At 72.6% G+C, this 19194-nt stretch carries 16 protein-coding genes and 3 pseudogenes; 13 read left to right on the top strand and 6 right to left on the bottom strand.

Annotated elements, in window-relative coordinates:
- The first annotated feature begins 2 nt into the window (after nt 1-2).
- The 3 genes from ACSUPV_RS07045 (at nt 3) to ACSUPV_RS07035 (ending at nt 4387) form a co-directional block, all read left to right on the top strand.
- Entirely contained in the window at nt 3-2039 is a 2037-nt protein-coding gene (locus tag ACSUPV_RS07045) for an SDR family oxidoreductase (protein WP_436947121.1), read from the top strand.
- A gap of 169 nt (nt 2040-2208) precedes the next feature.
- Nucleotides 2209-3192 (top strand): LLM class flavin-dependent oxidoreductase, encoded by a 984-nt coding sequence (locus ACSUPV_RS07040; RefSeq protein ID WP_436947120.1) that lies wholly within the window; start codon nt 2209-2211, stop codon nt 3190-3192.
- Complete coding sequence (locus tag ACSUPV_RS07035; RefSeq protein WP_436947119.1) at nt 3185-4387, top strand: MFS transporter; 1203 nt, start codon at nt 3185-3187, stop codon at nt 4385-4387. Before ACSUPV_RS07040 ends, ACSUPV_RS07035 begins: the two co-directional genes overlap by 8 nt.
- Nucleotides 4388-4395: 8 nt before the next feature.
- Here ACSUPV_RS07035 and ACSUPV_RS07030 read toward each other — a convergent pair whose 3' ends face one another.
- Nucleotides 4396-5220 (bottom strand): SDR family NAD(P)-dependent oxidoreductase, encoded by an 825-nt coding sequence (locus tag ACSUPV_RS07030; RefSeq protein WP_382615060.1) that lies wholly within the window; start codon nt 5218-5220, stop codon nt 4396-4398.
- A 56-nt stretch (nt 5221-5276) separates the two neighbouring features.
- Here ACSUPV_RS07030 and ACSUPV_RS07025 point away from each other — a divergent pair, with 56 nt between their 5' ends.
- Nucleotides 5277-5786 (top strand): nuclear transport factor 2 family protein, encoded by a 510-nt coding sequence (locus ACSUPV_RS07025; protein WP_436947118.1) that lies wholly within the window; start codon nt 5277-5279, stop codon nt 5784-5786.
- 47 nt (nt 5787-5833) lie between these two features.
- Here ACSUPV_RS07025 and ACSUPV_RS07020 read toward each other — a convergent pair whose 3' ends face one another.
- A complete protein-coding gene (locus ACSUPV_RS07020) occupies nt 5834-7291 on the bottom strand; it encodes an MFS transporter (RefSeq protein WP_382615059.1) in 1458 nt (485 codons plus the stop codon).
- Nucleotides 7292-7420: 129 nt separating this feature from the next.
- Here ACSUPV_RS07020 and ACSUPV_RS07015 point away from each other — a divergent pair, with 129 nt between their 5' ends.
- Both ACSUPV_RS07015 and ACSUPV_RS07010 read left to right on the top strand, forming a co-directional pair.
- Nucleotides 7421-8005, top strand: coding sequence for a TetR/AcrR family transcriptional regulator (locus tag ACSUPV_RS07015; protein ID WP_051648484.1), 585 nt, complete (start codon nt 7421-7423; stop codon nt 8003-8005).
- A gap of 196 nt (nt 8006-8201) precedes the next feature.
- A complete protein-coding gene (locus tag ACSUPV_RS07010; RefSeq protein WP_382615058.1) occupies nt 8202-8990 on the top strand; it encodes an SDR family oxidoreductase in 789 nt (262 codons plus the stop codon).
- 91 nt (nt 8991-9081) lie between these two features.
- Here ACSUPV_RS07010 and ACSUPV_RS07005 read toward each other — a convergent pair whose 3' ends face one another.
- Entirely contained in the window at nt 9082-9915 is an 834-nt protein-coding gene (locus tag ACSUPV_RS07005; protein ID WP_382615057.1) for a class II glutamine amidotransferase, read from the bottom strand.
- Between the two features lie 274 nt (nt 9916-10189).
- Here ACSUPV_RS07005 and ACSUPV_RS07000 point away from each other — a divergent pair, with 274 nt between their 5' ends.
- From ACSUPV_RS07000 to ACSUPV_RS06980, 5 genes and pseudogenes are all read left to right on the top strand, one after another.
- The gene (locus tag ACSUPV_RS07000) at nt 10190-12859 is read left to right on the top strand and encodes a LuxR C-terminal-related transcriptional regulator (protein ID WP_436949879.1); all 2670 of its coding nucleotides are present in this window, start codon (nt 10190-10192) and stop codon (nt 12857-12859) included.
- A 56-nt stretch (nt 12860-12915) separates the two neighbouring features.
- Nucleotides 12916-13134: pseudogene (locus ACSUPV_RS06995) on the top strand (MFS transporter); the annotation flags it as partial.
- 16 nt (nt 13135-13150) lie between these two features.
- A complete protein-coding gene (locus ACSUPV_RS06990) occupies nt 13151-13336 on the top strand; it encodes a hypothetical protein (RefSeq protein ID WP_037759748.1) in 186 nt (61 codons plus the stop codon).
- Between the two features lie 4 nt (nt 13337-13340).
- Complete coding sequence (locus ACSUPV_RS06985; protein WP_051648482.1) at nt 13341-13859, top strand: hypothetical protein; 519 nt, start codon at nt 13341-13343, stop codon at nt 13857-13859.
- A 137-nt stretch (nt 13860-13996) separates the two neighbouring features.
- Nucleotides 13997-14194, top strand: a complete 198-nt coding sequence (locus tag ACSUPV_RS06980) for a hypothetical protein (RefSeq protein ID WP_031118284.1) — start codon at nt 13997-13999, stop codon at nt 14192-14194.
- 23 nt (nt 14195-14217) lie between these two features.
- Here ACSUPV_RS06980 and ACSUPV_RS06975 read toward each other — a convergent pair whose 3' ends face one another.
- Together ACSUPV_RS06975 and ACSUPV_RS06970 are read right to left on the bottom strand one after the other, a co-directional pair.
- Nucleotides 14218-15627, bottom strand: a complete 1410-nt coding sequence (locus ACSUPV_RS06975; protein WP_031118283.1) for a DUF2252 domain-containing protein — start codon at nt 15625-15627, stop codon at nt 14218-14220.
- Nucleotides 15624-16226 (bottom strand): potassium channel family protein, encoded by a 603-nt coding sequence (locus ACSUPV_RS06970; RefSeq protein WP_078650707.1) that lies wholly within the window; start codon nt 16224-16226, stop codon nt 15624-15626. The genes ACSUPV_RS06975 and ACSUPV_RS06970 overlap by 4 nt, the downstream gene beginning before the upstream one ends.
- A gap of 170 nt (nt 16227-16396) precedes the next feature.
- Between ACSUPV_RS06970 and ACSUPV_RS06965 the strand changes: the two genes are divergently transcribed.
- The gene (locus tag ACSUPV_RS06965; RefSeq protein WP_436947117.1) at nt 16397-16714 is read left to right on the top strand and encodes a hypothetical protein; all 318 of its coding nucleotides are present in this window, start codon (nt 16397-16399) and stop codon (nt 16712-16714) included.
- A 78-nt stretch (nt 16715-16792) separates the two neighbouring features.
- Nucleotides 16793-16950: pseudogene (locus ACSUPV_RS06960) on the top strand (SHOCT domain-containing protein); the annotation flags it as partial.
- Between the two features lie 165 nt (nt 16951-17115).
- Here ACSUPV_RS06960 and ACSUPV_RS06955 read toward each other — a convergent pair.
- Nucleotides 17116-19160, bottom strand: a pseudogene (locus tag ACSUPV_RS06955) (SpoIIE family protein phosphatase).
- Between the last annotated feature and the right edge of the window lie 34 nt (nt 19161-19194).

Here is a 19194-nt window from a genome sequence, read left to right as displayed (position 1 = left end):
CGATGCCCGCTCCCGCGACCTCCGGTCCTCCGGACGCCGATGCCGTGGTGGTCGGTGCCGGTCCGGTCGGACTGCTGCTCGCCGGGGACCTCGCCGCGCACGGGGTGCGGGTCCTGGTGGTGGAGCAGCTGGCCCGGCCGATGACCGAGTCACGTGCCTCCACCCTGCACTCGCGCTCCATGGAGGTGCTGGCCGAGCGCGGCGTCCTCGACCGGCTCGGCCCGCTCCCGGACGGTGGCCCGGGGCACTTCGGCGGTATCCGGCTCGACCTGGCGGAGGCCGACCCCGGCCATCGCCACGCGGGTCAGTGGAAGTGCCCGCAGACCCGGCTCGAAGCCGTGCTCCAGGAGCGTGCCCTGGAGCTGGGGGCGCGGATCCGGCGCGGACGGCGGCTGGTGGATCTGGCCGACCGGGGCGACCGCGTGCTGGTCGAGACCGTCGCAGCGGGCCGGACGGCGGACGGCACGGAGGGCGGCACCCGGGAACGGATGACCGGCGCCTACGTCGTCGGCTGCGACGGCTGGCAGTCCACGGTGCGGACGGCCGCCGGATTCGAGTTCGCCGGGCAGGGCCCGGCCCGGGAGATGCTGCGGGCCGACGTCGCCGGGATCGACATCCCCGCCCGGCGGTTCGAGCGGCTGGAACACGGACTGGCCACCGCGCACCACTGGCCGGACGGCACCACCCGGGTCATGGTGCACGTGTACGGCGCCGAGCCCCGCACCCGGGCCGGGGCACTGGAGTTCGACGAGGTCGTACAAGCCTGGGCGCGGGTGACGGGCGAGGACATCGGCCACGGGACACCGCTGTGGCTGAACGCCTTCGACGACACCCGGCGCCAGGTGACCCGCTACCGCAGGGGCCGGATACTGCTGGCCGGCGACGCCGCCCACGCGCAGATGCCGGTCGGCGGGCAGGCCCTCAATCTCGGACTGCAGGACGCGGCGGCCCTCGGCGGGCGGCTGGCCGAACGCCTGGCCGGCCGGGCGGGCGACGAGGTCCTGGACGACTACCACAGGGAGCGACACCCCGTCGGCGCGCGCACCCTCACCAACATCCAGGCCCAGTCGGCCCTGCTGCTCGGCGGGCCCGAGATCGAGCCGCTGCGAGAGGTCTTCGCCGAGCTGATGCGCTTCGAGGCCGTGAGGCGGCGGCTGGCCCGCATGATCACCGGCCTCGGACTGCCCCGCACCACGGTCGCGCCGCCACCCGCCACCGCACCGGCGCAGCCCCCTCACTCCCCGACGACTGAGAAGGACAGGACTTCCACCATGGGCAAGCTTGCCGACAAGACCGCGCTGGTGACCGGCTCCAGCCGAGGCATAGGCCGGGCCACCGCACAGCGGCTGGCCGCCGAGGGCGCGCTCGTCGCCGTGCACTACGCGAGCAACGAGAGTGCCGCGCGGGAGACCATCGAGCTGATCGAGAAGGACGGCGGCCGGGCCTTCGGCGTACGGGCCGAACTCGGTGTCGCCGGCGACGTCCACGAGCTCTTCCTCGGCCTGGAGCGCGGGCTGAAGGAACGCACCGGCACCACCACCCTCGACATCATCGTCAACAACGCGGCGGTGACCACACCGACCGGGGTGCAGCCGGAAGACGTCACTCCCGAGGAGTTCGACCGGCTCTTCGCGGTGAACGCCAAGGCGCCCTTCTTCCTCGTGCAGCGCGCCCTGCCGCTGCTTCCCGAGGGCGGCCGGATCATCAACATCTCGTCCGGGCTGACCCGGGTCGCCAACCCCGACCAGGTCGCCTACTCGATGACCAAGGGCGCGATCGAGCAGATCACCCTGCACTTCGCCCGCCATCTCGCCCCGCGCGGCATCACGGTCAACAGTGTGGCGCCCGGCATCACCAACAACGGCGGCCCGGTCTTCGACATCCCCGAGGCGGTGGCGCAGATGGCCCAGCTGTCGGCCTTCAAGCGGGTGGGCGAGGCGGTCGACGTCGCAGACGTGGTGACGTTCCTGGCCACCCACGAGGCCCGTTGGATCACCGGCGCCTTCATCGACGCCAGCGGCGGCACCCTGCTCGGCTGAACGACACCGGGAGTCTCACCGAGGGCGAGCCGTTGCGGCGGCACCGTGCCACGGGGTTCGGCCTGGACGGCAGGCGACCGCAGAGCGACGGTGTCGTCTCCAGGACCTGGCAGGACACGACCTCGTGAACCGCCCTTCGAGTACGCCAACGACGAACGGAAGTCAGGACATGGAAGTCGGAATCCTCTTCGACCTGCGCAACCCGGACGCCTGGCACCGGCCGTGGGCCGACCACTACGCGCGCTCCCTGGAGTGGTGTGAGGAGGTCGACCGGCGCGGTATCGGAGGAGTGTGGTTCACCGAGCACCACCTGTTCGAGGACGGCTATCTCCCGCAGCCGCTGGTGTTCGCCGCTGCGGCCGCCGCCCGGACCCGCCACTGCCGGATCGGCACCGCGGTGATCCTGCCCAACCTGCGCCGGCCCGCCCAGCTCGCCGAGGACGCCGCGATCGTCGACCTGATCAGCGGCGGCCGGCTCGAACTCGGCGTCGGGGCCGGCTACCGGGTCCCCGAGTACGAACTGTTCGGGGCCGAGTTCGACCGCCGGATCGGGCGAGTGGAGAAGAACATCCGCGAGGTGCGCAGGCTGTGGGAGGAGGGCGGCATCACGCCCGGCCCGATCCAGCACCCGGTGCCCGTGTGGGGCGGCTTCTACGGGCCGCGCGGCGCCCGGATCGCCGGCCGCCTCGGCATCGGACTGCTGCACATCAACCGGGCGATGCACGAGCACTACGAGGCCGGACTCGTCGAGGGCGGCCACGATCCGCGGACCGCCCGGGTCTCCGACCTGCTGCCGGTGATCCTCGCGGACGACCCCGAGGCCGCCTGGCCCCGGATCGCCCCTCACCTGGTCCACCAGATGAACACCTACCGGCTCGGGTCCGTCGAGGGCACCGACCATCCCGCCCCGCCGCTGCTCAAGGTCGAGGACTTCCCCCAGAAGCGGCCCGAGGAGGGCTCCTGGGCCACCTTGGAGGTGCTCACTCCCGAGGAGGCCGCGGTCCGCATCCACGAGCGGATCAGGGGGCTGCCGGTGCGGCACCTCATCTTCTGGGCGAGCATCGCGGGAATGCCGGACGATCTCGTCGCCCGGCACATCGAACTGGTCGCCGAGCTGCCGAAGCTGCTGGAGAGGCAGGCGGCCGGTGGGTGAGCCGGTCGTCACCCCGGCGCCGCCCGCGCCGCGCGGGCTGCGGGGCCACCGGGCCCTGCTGGTCGTCCTCTCCGGGAACATGCTTCTGGACGCCGTCGAGGTGTCGGTGGTGCTGGCGGCACTGCCGTCGATCGGTGCGGACCTGGGGCTGACCATGTGGTCGGTGCAGTGGCTGATGACCGGATTCGCCTTCGGCTTCGCCGCCATGCTGACCATGGGACCGGTGCTCTCCGGCTGCTTCGGGCTGCGCCGCGTCTACCTCACCGCGATGCTGTTCTTCGCGCTCTCCTCCGTCGTCGGCGGACTGAGCGACGACATGGCGCTGTTGGTCGCCTCCCGGCTGGTCAAGGGGGCCTGTGCGGCGCTGACCGCGCCCGTCGGACTGGCCCTGATCGGCACCACGTTCCCCAGCGGCCCGCCGCAGCGCCGTGCGGTGGCGGTGTACTCCCTGTTCGGCGCGGCCGGGTTCACCGCGGGACTGCTGCTCTCCGGAGCCCTCGCCCCCGGCCACTGGCACTGGACGTTTTTGTTCCCCGCCCCGGTGGCCCTGGTGCTGCTGGTGTGGGGGATCAGGGTGATCCCCGGCGGGGTACGGCAGCAGCCGCCCCCGCTCGGCGGGGCGATCCTGCGCAACGGCCCGCTGATGCGGGCGACGGTGGGTGCGGCCACCCTCAACGGGGCTTACATCGGCCTGCTGTTGCTGGCCACGTTCCGGGCGAGCGACGTCTTCGGCTGGCGGCCCTGGCAGGTCGCGCTCGGCCTGCTGCCCGCCTGTGTGCCGCTCGCGGTCTCGGTGCCGTTCGCCGGCCGGCTGGTCCAGCGGTTCGGCACCGGCCGGTTGATCACCGCCGGGGCGCTGTGCGCGTTCGCCGGTCAGCTGTACGCCCTGCTGCGGCCGGGCCCGCTGTCGTACGCGACCGGGCTGCTGCCCGCGCTGGTGCTGGTGTCGGCCGCTTTCGTGCTGTCCTTCGCGGCGCTGAACATGCAGGCCGCGCAGAGCGTGGCGCCGGCTCTGCGCGGCGCGGCCGTGCCGGTCTACCAGACCGGTGTGCAGCTCGGCAGCGTCGTCATGCTGCCGCTGGTCGCCGGTCTCGCCGACCTCACCGACGGCTACCGGGCACCACTGCTGGCGACCTCGCTGGTCGCGGCGGTGGGGGTGGTGGCAGCCGTCGGCGGGCTGCGGGAGCGCACATGACGTCCGCCTCAGCCGGCCAGCAGCTTTCGGGTGAGGGCGTCGAGCCGCCGGGCGTCCTCCGGGTCGAAGGAGTGGTGCCGCAGATCCAGGCGCCGACCCTCGAAGAAGGCGCTCAGTGGTTCGGCGGGCGGGCTGTCGATGGCCGCGACGATCGGGACGATGCCCGCTTCCACCGGCTTGGCGAACCGCAGCATCTCCTTGACGTGGGCGGCGGTGGCCGGGTCGAACTCACCGGCGAAGCCGGTCGCCGTACCGCCCGGGAAGTCCAGCACATACCGGGTCCGGTGATCGCGGCCCTGGAGGGAGAAGGCAACGCCGAGCAGGTTGTTCAGCTTGCCGCCCTGGAACATGGCGCCCCAGCCGTCGTAGCCCGCCTTCAGGCCCAGGTCGTCCCAGTGGATCTGGCCGGCTTCGACGCCCGGTCCGGCCACGTTCACGATGACCGGCTCGGGGGCCTTCTCCAGCAGGTCGAGCAGGCCGTAGCCGAGCAGGAAGCGGCTCAGGTAGTACAGCGCGAAATTGTGCTCGAAGCCTTCGGAGGTGACGCGTCGATGGGAACGGAAGAACCGGGCGCACAGTACCAGCGCGTCCACTGCGGGGAAGTTCTCCCTGATGTCCCCGATGATCCGCTCGTTCTCGCTGACCAGGCTGAGGTCCGCGGGCAGGAAGAAGGCCCGCTCCCCGGCGCCCAGGCCTTCCGCCGTGGCGAGGAATTTCCGCCCCTTCTCCGGATTGGGGCCGATGACCACCACCTGGTCTCCGCGCTTCAGATATTTGTGGGCGAGCGCTTCTCCGATACCGGAGGTGCCGCCCGAGACAACCAGGGTCTTCATGATGTTCTCCTCGAAGGCCGGAACGAGAAAACAAGCGAGAAAAGAAAGGTCGTTTGATGAGTTACGAGACAGAGCTGGCCGAGACGGTGAAGCAGCTCGCCGAACGGGTTCATGAACTGGAGGCGATTCGTGAACTCCAGCGGCTGCGAACGGAGTTCCATCGCTGCCTGAACAACGCGGAGTGGGACGGGCTGGCCGGTCTGTTCACCGATGACGCGCATCTCGACTACGGCGACTTCGGGCAGGCGCACGGCAGCGCCGGAATCCGCGACTTCTACAGCGCGTTACCCGGGAAGATCCTCGAGTTCAAGGCCGGAGCCCGGACGATCTCCTTCAAGAACTTCATCCACGGGCATCAGGTCGAGGTGCTGAGCCGGGAAACCGCCACCGGTGTCTCCTTCTTCGAGGAGAAGATACGGTTCGACCGGGAGAGCGAGATCCACAACAGCATCGGCCAGTTCACCGACACGTACGTCCACCGGAACGGACGCTGGTACTTCGGCAAGGTGGAACTGGACCACTACTGGGTGGTGCCGGACAACGAGGGCTGGCGCTGGCCCTGGTGATCCGACCGGCCCCCGGGACCCGTGCCCGGGGGCCGAGCCGTACGCCATCACCCGCGCGCGGCCTCTTCCTGGGGCAGCGTGGCGGCGACGGGCGGGGCGACGCGCCGGCGCAGGGCGGGGAGCATGGCGAGCACGCCGAGCACCGCGAAGATCAGCGGGACCACCAGCGCGAGCCGCAGCCCGTGCAGCACCTCGGAGGGCGCGGGGCCGGTGTTCGCCGCGTTGACGGCGGTGGCCACGCTCAGCCCCAGCGCCGGGCCGATCTGGAACGAGGTGTTGACCAGTCCGCCGGCCAGCCCCTGGTCCTGCACGGGGACGCTGTCGGCCGCCGCCATGGTGAGCGGACCGTACGCCAGTGAGAAGCCCAGGCCGATCAGTAGGAACGCGGGCAGCATCAGCGCCGCGTAGCTGGAGTCGGCGGTCAGGAATTGCAGCAGGGCGTAGGCCAGGACGGCCGAGGTGAGGCCCGCCAGGACCACCCGCTCCACACCGAAGCGGCCCACCAGCGGGGCGGCGATGCGGGTCGACAGCACGGCGGCGACCAGACCCACCGGGCTCACCGCGAACCCGGTCTCCATCGCCGACCAGCCCCGATACTCCTGCAAGTACAGCGTCATGGTGAACAGCACGCCGATCCAGGCCCCGATCAGAGACATGGCGGCGATGTTGGCGCGCACCAGGGCGGGGGAGCGCAGCATGGACAGTCGGACCAGGGGCTTGTCGACCCTGCGCTCGATCGCGGTGAACCCGGCGAGGAGCAGCGCGGCGACCACCAGCGAGCCCAGGGTGCGGGCCGAGGCCCAGCCGACCTCCGGCGCCTGCACCAGGGTGAACACCACCAGCACCATGGTCGCGGTGATGGTCACGGCGCCCGCGATGTCGAAGTCCTTGGCGCCGCCCTCCGGCCGGGGCGACCGCGGGATCAGCGCGAGGCCCGCGAGGAACGCGGCGAGTCCGACGGCGGCCGGGGCCAGGAACACCCAGCGCCAGTCCAGATCGGTGAGCAGACCGCCGATCACCATGCCGCAGGCCATGCCGGTGGCGCCGGTCGCGGTGAAGATGGCCAGGGCCTTGTTGCGGATGTGGCCCTCGGCGAAGCTCGTGGTGATGATCGAGAATCCGGCGGGGGCGCTGAACGCGGCGCCGACCCCGGTGACGAAGCGGGCCGCGATGAGCACCTCGCCGTTGGGTGCCGCGCCGCCGACCGCGGAACCGATGACGAAGACCATGAGCGAGACGAGCAGCACCGTGCGCCGGCCCAGCAGGTCGGCGGCGCGTCCGCCGAGGAGCAGGAAGCCGCCGAAGCCGACCACGTAACCGGTGATCACCCACTGGAGGGTGCTGGTCGAGATGTCGAGCGAGGTGCCGATCGCCGGCAGGGCGACGCCCTTCATCGAGACGTCGAGGGCGTCGAGGAATAACGCGCCGCAGAGGACGGCAAGCATGCCGTAGGCCCTGGGGGTCATGGCCGTGAAGATCGCGTTCGTGGGGGGAGGGGCGGGCATGGGAACCTCCAGAAGATCCGGACCGATCGGTCTGTAATCAGGCAGGGCACAGCATGGCCGCACCGCTGACGGGATGTCAATGCGCCCCGCCCTGGGCGGGGACCGATCGGTCTGATAGCGTTCGGGAACATGCCGCGAAAGCCCACGCCCGACGCTCACGACCGCATCCTCGATGCAGCGGCCGCCCTGTTCGACCGCTATGGTGTGCACGCCGTCGGGATGCAGCAGGTCATCGATGAGCTGGGATGCGGAAAACAGCTCCTGTACCGCGAATTCGCCAGCAAGGACAAGCTGGTCGTGGCTTACCTGGAACGCTGCACCCAGGACTGGGACCACACCTTCGCACGCGCCCTCGCGGCGGCGGACACCCCTGAGGAACAGCTTGTCGAAGTCGTCCGCGCCGTGCAGTCCATGGTGCCCGGCACCCGAGGCTGCTCCCTCCGCAATACGCACGCCGAATTCCCGGATCCGGAACACCCCGCGCACCGGGTGTCCGTGGAGCATTTCAAGGCCGTCCGGGAACAGCTGCGCGCATTGGCGCGGCGGACTTCCGCGGCCGATCCCGACCGGCTGGGCGACCGGATCATGCTGATCATCGACGGTGTGTACGCCAGTGGAGCCACACTCGGCGCCACGGGCGCCGCCGCGGAAGCCGTCGCGTTGGCCCGCGATGTCATCCGGGCCGAAACGTCTCTGGCCGTCGCCGATTCATGACCGTCGGCCGTCGCCGATTCATGACGTCGGCCGTCGCCGACTCATATCGTTCGAAGGCCCCCGGGAAATGACGGATATGCGGCGCACGAACGGAGAACCTGTGGTCATCCCGCAGTGACAGGGCGGATCTCCGCAGTGTTGCCTGGAAACTCGTTGGAGCCGGCCGACGGCTCACTGAGTTTCCAAGGGAGACATCGTGACCCAGCCCAAGCCCGTCGCGCTGATCAGCGGAGCCAGCCGGGGCATCGGCGCGGCCACCGCGCGGGAGATGGGACGGCGCGGATACCACGTGATCGTCAACTACCGGAGCAGCGCGGAGGCCGCCGACGCCGTCGTGGCGGCGATCGCCGAGGAGGGCGGCTCCGCGCAGTCCGCCCAGGCCGACGTCTGCGACGCCGGGCAGGTCGCCGGCCTGGTCGAGCGGGTGCGCTCGGAACACGGCAGGATCGACGTGCTCATCCTCAACGCCAACACCGTCAACCCGTCGTTCGTGCCGCTGACCGAGCTGTCCTGGGACGCCTTCGCCGAGAAGCTCGACGGCGAGCTGTCCGGGGTCTTCCACCTCAGCCGGCACGCGCTCGCCCTGATGCGGGAGCAGCGCTCGGGCCGGATCGTCTTCATCTCCAGCACCGCCACCGACTTCATCGGCATGGCCGTGGCGCACTCCACCGCCAAGGCCGCGTTGAACACCTTCAGCCGTCATGTCGCCGGAGTCGGCGCGCAGTTCGGGGTCCGGGTGAACACGGTCTCGTTCGGCGCGGTGCGCACCGAGTCGTCCGGGGCGGGCTTCAGCGAGGGCCTGCGGAAGTTCCTCACGGACCGGTCCGTGCTGTCCCGCCTGGTCGAGCCCGAGGACGCGGCGCGGGCCGTGGCGGCGGTCGCCGACGAGGAGTTCGGTGCCGTGGCGGGCCAGCTGATCCGGGTCGACGGCGGGTTCGGCATCCTCGACCAGCAGCTGCACCCGATGGCCGAGCACTTCTCCTGACGCGCCTGCCACCAGCACGCGTACGCTCCCGCCACCAGCAGGCGTACGAGGCGTTCTCCGGACAGCTCCGCTGAGGCGGTCGCCGCTGGGCTCAGACGGGCTCCGGCTCGAAATGCCGCAGCAGGTCCCGGCCCGGCTGGACGACGCCGTAGCTGCTCTCCGGTACCGCGTTCCACACACCGGGCAGATCACCCAGCGGCTCCGAGACGATCAGGCGGGTCTCGTCGGAGATGTGCTTCAGGAACGCGAGGTCGGGGTGGAGGGCGCGGATGTCCTCCACTCGGCTGCTGAAGTACAGCGACCGGGAGTCCCCGCCGCTGGAGTAGCGGAAGAACCACAGCCGCTCCCCGTCGGTGACCGCGATCGTCATCTGGAGGGGTTCCGCCACGCCGTGCTCGTGCCCCAGGCGCTCGACGAGCCCGGCCATCCGGGCCACCGCGCCCGGCGGATCCCCGTCGAGGCCGAAGGTGAGGGCCACGTGGAACATCACCTCGGAGTCCGTCGTGCCCTCGATCGACGGGAACAGCGCCGGGTCCACGGCCAGCATCAGCTCCCGGCGGATCTCGGCGAACCCGGCGATCGCCCCGTTGTGCATCCACATCCAGTGTTCGTGGCGGAAGGGGTGGCAGTTGGTCTGCTGCACGGCCGTACCGGTCGAGGCGCGCACATGCGCGAAGAACAGCGGTGAGCGGACGTGGTCGGCGATCTCCCGGAGGTTGCGGTCGCTCCAGGCCGGGCCCGTGTCGCGGATGACGGCGGGGCTGCGCAGATGCCACGCGTACCAGCCGACGCCGAAACCGTCGCCGTTGGTGGTGTCGACCCCCATCCGCGCGTGCAGGCTCTGGTCGATCAGCGAGTGCTGCGGGCGGTAGAGGACGTCGTCGAGCAGCACGGGAGTGCCGGAGTAGGCGAGCCAGCGGCACATGGTCGTACCCCCGATCCCGAGCCGCCGGGCCTGCCCCGCGGCTCCCTGGGTGGTGTGCGGACCCCCAGCGAACGCCGGCCGCCGCGGCGGCGCATCGCCCGCCACGGGTGGTTGAGCCGGGACGCGCACGCCCGGCCCCGGCCCCGGCCCCGGGCGTGCGCGGGGGCGTGATCACTGGGATCCTGAGCGGAACGAGTGCCGCTCAGGATCCGGCGGACGGCAGGCAGCGGGGAGGAGTCCCCTGGCCGTGACCGACGTGACAGACGTGACCGACATGACGGATGTGACCGAGGAAACCGACGAGGAGCCGGCGCCGACAGGCGTCGACCCCGAGGGCGACCCGTTGCTGCGGACTCGGTTCGCCCTGCCGAAGCGGCCCGCCACGTTCCTGCGCCGCCCCCGTCTGGCACGGCACCTCGACGAGGCCCTCCGGACGCCCCTGACCTTGGTCGACGGGTCCGCCGGCGCGGGCAAGACCCTCCTGGTCGCGGACTGGGCCACCGGTCTGCGGGAGCCCGTCGCCTGGCTCACCTCCGACACCGCCGACCAGGCCCCCGGGGTCTTCTGGGCGTATCTGCTGGGGGCGCTGCGGGCCGCCGGTGTCCCGGTGGCGGCCGAGGTCGGCTGCCCGGCGGAGGCGAGCCGCGTGGACCAGCGGACGCTGACCCGCCTCGCCGCCGACCTGGAGCGCCGCGACCACACCACCGTCGTCGTCCTCGACGAGTTCGACCGCGTGACCTCCCCCGAGATCGCGCGGCAGCTGCAGTTCGTCCTGCACCACGCCGGACGCGGCCTGCACCTGGTCCTCGTCACCCGCACGGAACCCCTGCTGCCGCTGCACCGCTACCGGGCGTCGGGCGAGATCACGGAGCTCCGGGACGCCGAGTTGGCCTTCACCACCGACGAGGCCGGCGAACTGCTCTCCCGCCACGGCCTGCACTTGCCCGTGAGCGCCGTCGAGGCCCTGGTGGAGCGCACCCGGGGATGGGCCGCCGGTCTCCGGCTCTGCGCACTGGCCGCCCGGCGGGGCCCGGACCCCGGCACGTACGTCAAGCAGTTCGAGGCCGGCCACAGCGCGGTGGCCGACTTCCTGCTCGCCGAGGTGCTCGACCGGCAGCCGCCCGGCACCCAGGACCTGCTGCTGCGCATCAGCGTCCTCGAGCGCTTCTGCCCCGACCTGGTGAACGCGCTGACGCTGCGCACCGACGCGGAGACCGTCCTCGCCGCGCTGCACCGCGAGAACGCCTTCGTCCACTACCTCGGCCAGTCGTGGTACAGCCTGCACCCGCTCTTCGCCGAGATCCTCCGGGCCCACCTGCGCGAACGCTCACCCGGACTGGAACCGGAACTGCGCCGCCGGGCCGCGCGCTGGCTGCGGCGTTCCGGAGCCCTGCGCGAAGCGCTCGTCCAGGGCGCCGCGGCGGACGACTGGGAGTTCACCGCCCGTGCCGTCGTCGACGACCTCGCGATCGGCCGGCTCTTCACGGGCCTGCGCTCCGAGGACCTGTCCGCCCTCTTCTCGCGGATGAGCCCGGAGGTGACGGGGCCGGTGCCCGACCTGGTCCGCGCCGCCCGCGACCTGGGCCGACGCGATCTGGAGCACGGCCTGACCCATCTGCGGCGAGCCTCGCAGGAAGTGGCGGGAGCCGCGGGTGACGGCCCCGAACCGGCCCCGGTCCGCCTCAGCTGCGCCCTGCTGGAAGCCCTGGCGGCCCGGCTGACCGGCTCTCCGGGGCGGGCCGAGCGCGCGGCCGAGCAGGCCCGCGGGCTGTGGCGGCACGTTCCCGAGCAGCGCCTCGACGAGCACCCCGAACTCACCGCCCTCCTCCTCACCCACCTGGGCTCCGCGCGCCTGTGGGCCGGGCGCTTCGAGGACGCCAGGACCGCCCTGTCGGCGGTCGCCGGCCATCCGGGCGGAGCGGTGATGGCGCTGCCCCGCTGGGAGGCCCTCGGCCATCTGGCGCTCATCGACTACCTCAACGGCTGGCCCGGCCGCGCCGAGCACAAGGCCCTGGCCGCGGTCGGCGAGGCGGAGCACCACAGCCTGCCCCGGCGGTCCGGGTCGGGCCTCGGCCCGCTGGTCCTGGCCGCCGTCCATGTGGACCGCGACGAACTCGACGAGGCCCAGGCGCTCCTCGACGACGAGGCCGTCTCCCGCCCGGCCGTCGAGGACCCGGTGGCGCGGGCGGGCCGGACCGTCGTCCGGGGCCGGCTGCTCCTGGCCCGAGGGGACGCCCGCGCCGCGCTGGCAGCGGCCGACGAGCCCGTCCCGGCGGACGTCGGCTCACCCTGGGCGCGGGAGCAGAGCGCGCTGCTCGCCTCGGCCGCCCACTTGGCCCAGGGACATCCGGACCTGGCACGGCAGGCCGTCGACCGCATGGCCCCCCACCGGACCGCGTGCGCGGTCGAGGCGGCCCGGGTCCGGCTCGCGGCCGGCCGGGCCGAGGAAGCGCTCGCCCTCATCGACGGCCTGCCGGATGGTGACAGGCCCGGCCCGGCCGTGGCGGTGCGCGCCACGCTGGTGCGGGCCCAGGCCGCCTACGAGACGGGCGACCGCGGCACCGCACACCGCCTCGTCGCCCGCGCCCTCCTGGACGGCCGGCGCGAGCACCTGCGCCGGCCGTTCCTGGAAGCCGGCCCCTGGATCCGGCCGCTGCTGAGCACCGGCCGGCTACGGGAACTGGCCGGCGGCTGGCTCCTCCCCGGCCGGCCCGTGACCACGGCCCCCGCCGGGCACCCGGGATTCGCCGTCGAGGAACTGAGCGCGCGGGAACGGGACGTGCTGCACCGCCTGGCCGACATGCTGTCCACGGAGGAGATCGCCGCCGATCTGCACGTCTCCGCGAACACCGTGAAGACCCACCTCAAGAGCATCTACCGCAAGCTCGGCGTGAGCCGACGGGCCGAGGCCGTCCGCCGCGCCCGCGAGGCACGCCTCCTGTGAGCCCGGGAGGGGTTCCCCCGCGAGGGGTGAGGCACGTCCCGGACACCACCGCTGTCATGGACTGCGTGAGCCACTGGCGCGCCCTGCTCGTCCTCGGTACCGCCCAGTTCCTGATGGTGCTGGACACCTCCGTGATGAACGTGTCCATCAGCCGGCTGGTCGACGACTTCGACACCGAGGTCACCGCCATCCAGGCCGTCATCACCCTGTACGCGCTGGTCATGGCGGCCTTCATGATGATCGGCGGCCGGTACGGGGACATCCTGGGCGGCCGGGCTGCCCCCGGCCGAGGTGGAAGCCGTCACGGACTCCTACGCCGCGGCCCAGCTCGACGGACTGAAGGCGGCCGTCCTCGCCACCGGCGGGATCACCCTCGTCGGCTTCCTGGCCACCCCGCACCTGCCGGGCGGCCGGACGCCCCGTACACGGCAGCCGAACGCCGAGGTCCCGACCGGGGCCCCGGAGCCGGGGAAGTGACGTCATGACCATCGCACGCCGCACCGCGCGCCGTCCCCGCGGCGCGGAACGCCGGGCCCACGCCGACAACACCGGCGGCGTCTACGGCTCCATGCTCGCCGCCTCCGTCGTGGTCGGAGCCGATCACCTGGGGGAGCTGCCCCGCCTGGAGCTGGTGCTGCTGCTCCTGCTGACCGGCGTCGTGTTCTGGATGGCGCACGTGCACGCCCAGCTGTTCGGGGCGCGCCTGGCGCAGCAGAGCGTCGACCGCCGGACGGTGCTGCACGTCTGCCGCGACGAGTGGCCCATCCTCAAGGCCGCCGTCCCGCCCGCCGTCGCGGTGGCCGTGAGCCCGCTGCTGGGCCTGGGTGTGCCGGGCACGCTGTGGCTCGCGCTCGCCGTCGCCGTGGCCGGGCAGGTGGGCTGGTCACTGGCCGCGGCCGTGCGAGCCGGCGCCTCCCGGCGGCAGATGGCGCTCTCCGCCGCCGTCAACCTGCTGCTCGGGCTGCTGATCATCCTGCTCAAGATCGTCCTGAAGGAGTGAACCGCCGCCCGTGCCGCCGCCCGTGCCGCAGGCAGCGGCTCACCTGCCCCGGGTGAGGACGGCCCGGCCCACCGGGGCGGACCCTGGCAGGAGAAGGGCGCGCACCGCACACCCCACACCGCCGGGGGGAGCAGCACATGCGCTACGAGATCCGCGTCGACGGACAGATGTCGGAGACGCTGGCCAAGGTCTTCCCGGAGCTGGACCACGTCCTGATGGCCGGGCAGACCGTGCTGTTCGGCCGCGTCATCGACGAGGCCCACCTGTTCGGGTTGCTGAGCCGCTTCCGGGCGCTGGGGCTGCGGGTCGTGGAGATGCGCCAGTTGCCCGAGTGACCTGAGCACCGAGCGGTGGGGGCTCACAGGGACGCCGTACGGATCCGGCCGGAGCGGGCGGCGGCACCGAGCGCCTCGAAGTCCCGCTCGTTGCGGTCGGCGTAGGACTGCGCGAACGAGGTGAGCGCGCGGTCGAAGCGGTCGCCGCCGCCCAGGTAGGCGGCGATGGCGATCGGGTCGCCCGAGCGGGCGTGGGCCCGGGCCAGACTCGCCCCGCACAGCCGCGCGAACAGCCGCAGCAGGGCGGGGTCCATGGTGTCCGGCCGGGCGATGCCCTTCCAGTCGCGCAGCTGCCGTACGTAGAAGTCCCGCTCGCGCCCGTCGAGGCCCACGGCGTGGGTCCAGCCCAGCAGGATGTCGCTGGTGGTCTGCATGAGGCGCTGTCCCGCCACCACGCGGCGGCCCTCGTTGTCGTAGCGGATGCCCTCGGTGTGGGCGGAGAGGACCGACTCCTGCGCCTCCTTGGCCTGGAGCAGCAGCGGGTCGTCGTCGTCCCGGCCGAGCAGGAGCGCGATCCAGCAGCGGGTGCCGACACTGCCGACGCCCACGACCTTGCGGGCGACGTCCACCAGCCGGAAGCGGCGCAACAGGTGCCGGCGCTCGGAGGACAGGGTGCGGGCGTATCCCTCCAGGACGGAGCGCAGTTCCCTCTCCTGTTCCTGCGTCGAGGAACCGGCCACCAGGTCCCGCAGCGGGGTGACCAGCGGCGGGTCCGCCGCGATCCGCCGGCCCTCGGCGGTGACCGCGGTGAGACTCGCGAAGGCCTGGAGGTGGGTGCGGGTGCGGGCCTTCGCCGTCGCCTCGGCGGTGCGGCGCCTGGCCCGCTTGGTCATCGACGCGGCCATCAGTTCCCGCAGGCGGTCGGCGTCGTCCTGCGCGTACCAGATGTCCAGGGTGCGCATGCCCGCGAACTCCCGCATCCGCCGCCGGTAGGACTCCACGCACGTCCGCACCGCGCTGTCCTGCTCCGGTGCCCCGAAGCCGTTCGCACGGCCCGCGATGGCGAAACTGGCCGCGAGCCGTTTGACGTCCCACTCGAAGGGCCCGCCGAGGGTCTCGTCGAAGTCGTTGATGTCGAACACCAGATGGCGCTCCGGCGAGGCCAGCAGCCGGAAGTTCAGCAGATGGGCGTCCCCGCAGAGCTGCACCCGCAGCCCGGTGTCGGCGACGGCACCGAGGTCCGCGGCCATGATGGCCGCGGCGCCCCGGTAGAACCGGAACGGGGATTCGAGCATGCGGCCGTAGCGGACCGGCACCAACTCCGGCAGGCGCGTGGCCGACTGGCGCTCCACCACCTCCACCGGGTCGAGCCGTCCGGGCGCCGCCTCGAACCGGTCGTGCGACGAACGCGGTGAGCGGCGCCGCGCGGCGCGGCCCTCGGCGGCCCGCTCGGCGGGTGAAAGGAAGCCGGTCGTGGGGCCCGGTACGGTCATCGTCCGGCCCTCCGGCCGCGCGGGAAGTCGTCCGCCGACTCCCGGCCCTGCCGGCGCAGCCCCGCCTGCACCGCGCCCGCGAGGATCTTCGCGGCGATGCCCACCAGCAGCAGACCGCCCGCCATCTGAAACATCGTCAGCACTCGTCCGGTCTGGGAACGGGCCGCGATGTCCCCGTAGCCGACGGTCGTGAACGTGGTGAGCGTGAAGTACAGGGAGTCCGTCTTGGTCAGCGGCTCGCTGAACGAGCCCGGCGTGGAGTGCTCCAGCAGGAAGTAGGCGCCCGCGAAGAGCAGCAGGAACAGCGCCAGCGTCGCGGCCAGGGCCTCGACGGCCTTCAGCCGCGGATAGGGCGAGTCCACGATGGCCCGCACCTCCCACCAGAAGACGACCACGACCAGCAGCAGTCCGCAGACGAGCACGGCCGCGGCACCGCCCGCCAGGCGTCCGTCCAGGGGCAGCACGTAGTAGACGGTGACGAGCCCGGCCGCGATGAGGAGCGCCCGCACGAGCGCCGCGACCGACGCACGCCGCCGGTGCGGCCCCTGTCCCTGCCGGGACCCGGCGGGGCCCGTCCCGACGAACGCCGAATCCTTCATCTCGTGTCTCTCGCCTCTGTGCCCGGCACCCGGGCAACCGGTGCGGTGCGTCTACCACCTCACCGCCCCGGCGGCGCGGACGGATCACCCGCCGAGGGTGACCCGGTGACCGGCGGCGCGCGCCACGCCGGCCACGGGGTTTCCCGTCGTACAGGACATCGGGCAGGACGTTGCGCAGGCCGTCGGACAGGCCGTCGGGCAGGACATCGGACAGGAGGAGAAGCGATGACCACCTCGCCGGGCGGGGCACCGGCGCCGCCGGACGGGGACTCTCGGCCGCCGGACTGCGCACCGGGGCGGCCGGCCGGGCCCTCGCGGAACACCGCTCCTGGACCACGGGCCTCGTCATCGGCGCGGCAGCCCTGAACCTGGTCCTCTGGAACCACCCCACGGTCGGCGCGGTGGCGCTCGTCGTGTGCGTGGCCCTGGCCGTCCTGATCATCCTGGAGATGCTCGCCGCCACCGCCACGCTCACCCGCCCCGGGTGAGGCGGCCCCCGTCGGCCGCGAGCACGCTGTAACAGCACGGAGCGGCTGCCGGGCCCACGCCCGGGACGGAGGAGTGACATGAGTGCGCAGACCCATCTGGCGTACGACTTCCGCTGCTGAGCGCCTTCTGGACGATGCTGGTCCTCTTCCTGTGGATCATGTGGTTCGTCCTGCTCTTCCGGATCGTCCTCGACATCTTCCGGGACGACTCGATGAGCGGCTGGGGGAAGGCCGGCTGAACGCAGCGCAGCCCTGGCAGACTTCCTGCACACCTACAACCACCACCGCTGCCACACCGCCCTCGGCGGCCAGCCACCGATCACCCGCGTCAACAACCCTGCGGGTCAATACACCTAGGGCGTGCCGGGCGTCGCGGGGCAGGCGGGACTTTGCGGACCCCCCTAGGCCCGCGCACGCACCAACAGCAGGGCCACATCGTCGTCGGGCTCCGGGCTCAGCGCGCCGAGGAGACTGTCGCTGGTGCGCTGCAGACTGGGGCCCGCCGTCGTCAGAAGGCGGGTCAGCGTGCCCAGCCCGGTGTCGATCGGCTCCCCGCGGGTCTCGACCAGCCCGTCGGTGTACAGGGCGAGCAGCGAGCCCGGCGTGAACTCCACTTCCACCGTGCCGAACGCGACACCCCCGACCCCGAGCGGCACGCCGCCCGGCACGTCGACGAGTTCCGCGCCGCCGTCCGCCCCGGCGAGCACGGGCGGCAGATGGCCCGCGCTGGACAGGGCACAGGTGCCGCGCTCCAGGTCGCACACGGCGTACACGCACGTGGCGATGGCGTCGCCGAGCGAGCCCGCGATGTCGTCGAGGTGCCGCAGCAGTTCGGCGGGCGGCAGGTCCAGCCGGGCCAGCGCCCGCGTCGCCGTGCTCAACTGCCCCATGATCGCGGCGGCCTGGACGCCCTTGCCCATCACGTCCCCGACGACGAGCCCGGTGCGCCCCGGCCCCAGCGGCAGCACGTCGTACCAGTCGCCGCCGACCTCGCTGAGGGCCGGGCGGTAGCGGGCGGCGATGTCGAGGCCCTCCCGTTGGGCGGGGGTGCTCGGGAGCAGGCTGCGCTGGAGGGTCAGGGCGGTGCCGCGCTCCCGGCCGTAGAGGCGGGCGTTGTCTATGCAGATCGCGGCGCGGGCGGCGAGTTCCGAGGCGAGCAACTGGTCCCGGTCGTCGAAGGGGCGCTCGTTGACCGTGCGGTACAGCGAGAGCGTGCCGAGCACCTTGCCCCGGGCCATCAGCGGCAGCGCCAGGTAGGAGTGCGCCCCGGCCTCGTGCAGGGCCTGGGCGGCCCGCGCGTCCCGGGCGAGGCGCCGCAGCATCTTCGAATCCACGCGCTCGACGAGCACCGGGCGGGCCCGGCGGACGCACTGCGTGATGACCCGCGACGCCCCGTACGTGGCCAGCTCGCCGACCGGATCGGCGGCGTGGATGGCGTCGGTGGCATAGCCCGCCGCGACGGCCAGCGCCCGGAACTCGGCGGGGGCGCCGCCCGACACGGGCGCGATGGTACCGTGGGCCACGACCGACTCCAGGACGTCCACCGCCGCCAGGTCGGCCAGCTGCGGCACGACCACCTCGGCCAGTTCCCGGGCGGTCTGCCGGAGGTCGAGGGTGGTGCCGATCCGCACCCCGGCGTCCGCGATCACCGACAGGTGCTGGCGGGCCTGCGCGACCTCGGCCGAGGCCTGCTGGCGCTCGGTGACGTCCAGCACGGCCATCGCCAGGCCCAGCACCCGCCCGTCGGTGTCCTCGATGCGGTGGTACGACTCGGAGTAGGCGCGGTCCTGGGCGTCCGCCGCCGTACGGCCGATGGTCTGCTGGTCGAGCAAGGGCCTGCCGGTCTCCAGGACGTGCCGCATCCGCGCCTCGATGGCCGCCACGTCCAGGTCCGGCAGCACCTCGCCGACCCGGCGGCCCAGCACGGCCTCCTCGGGGACGCCGTTCATGCGCTCCAGCGCGGGGTTCACCCCGACCAGCGCAGGTCGTTGTCGAAGACGGCGATGCCGAGCGGGGTCTGGTTGACCAGGCTGTGCGAGAGGGCGAGGTCCCGCTCCACGTTCCGTACGGTCGTGGCGTCCGTGGCGAGTCCCAGCAGATGGGGCTGTCCCTCGTTGTCGAGGAGGCGCATCGTGCGGAACTCCACGGCGCGTTCCGTGCCGTCGCGGTGCCGCAGCGGGAAGACACCGGCCCACCGGGCCCCGGAGCTGACCTGGGCGAACAGCTCCCTGCCACGAGGGCGGTTCTCGGGTGAGACGAGGAGCGTGTCGGCGCGCTGCCGCAGGGCCTCCTCGGCGGTGTAGCCGAGCAGCTGCTCGATCTCGGGGCTCCACAGGGCGATGTGCCCGGTCCCGTCCAGGACCACGGCGGCGACCTTCAGCAGGTCCAGCAGCCCGCCGGGTGCGGCCGTGACGGCGTCGCGCTCCGACGTCGCATACCCGTTCATGCGAGCCGCTCCCCTTCCGGCGCGGCAAAAGGTA

Origin of the sequence: Streptomyces sp. SudanB52_2052 (assembly GCF_964272415.1) — a bacterium.
Lineage (GTDB): Bacteria > Actinomycetota > Actinomycetes > Streptomycetales > Streptomycetaceae > Streptomyces > Streptomyces olindensis.
The sequence above is the reverse complement of the archived record's forward strand: the minus strand, read 5'-3'. Positions and strand labels throughout refer to the sequence as shown.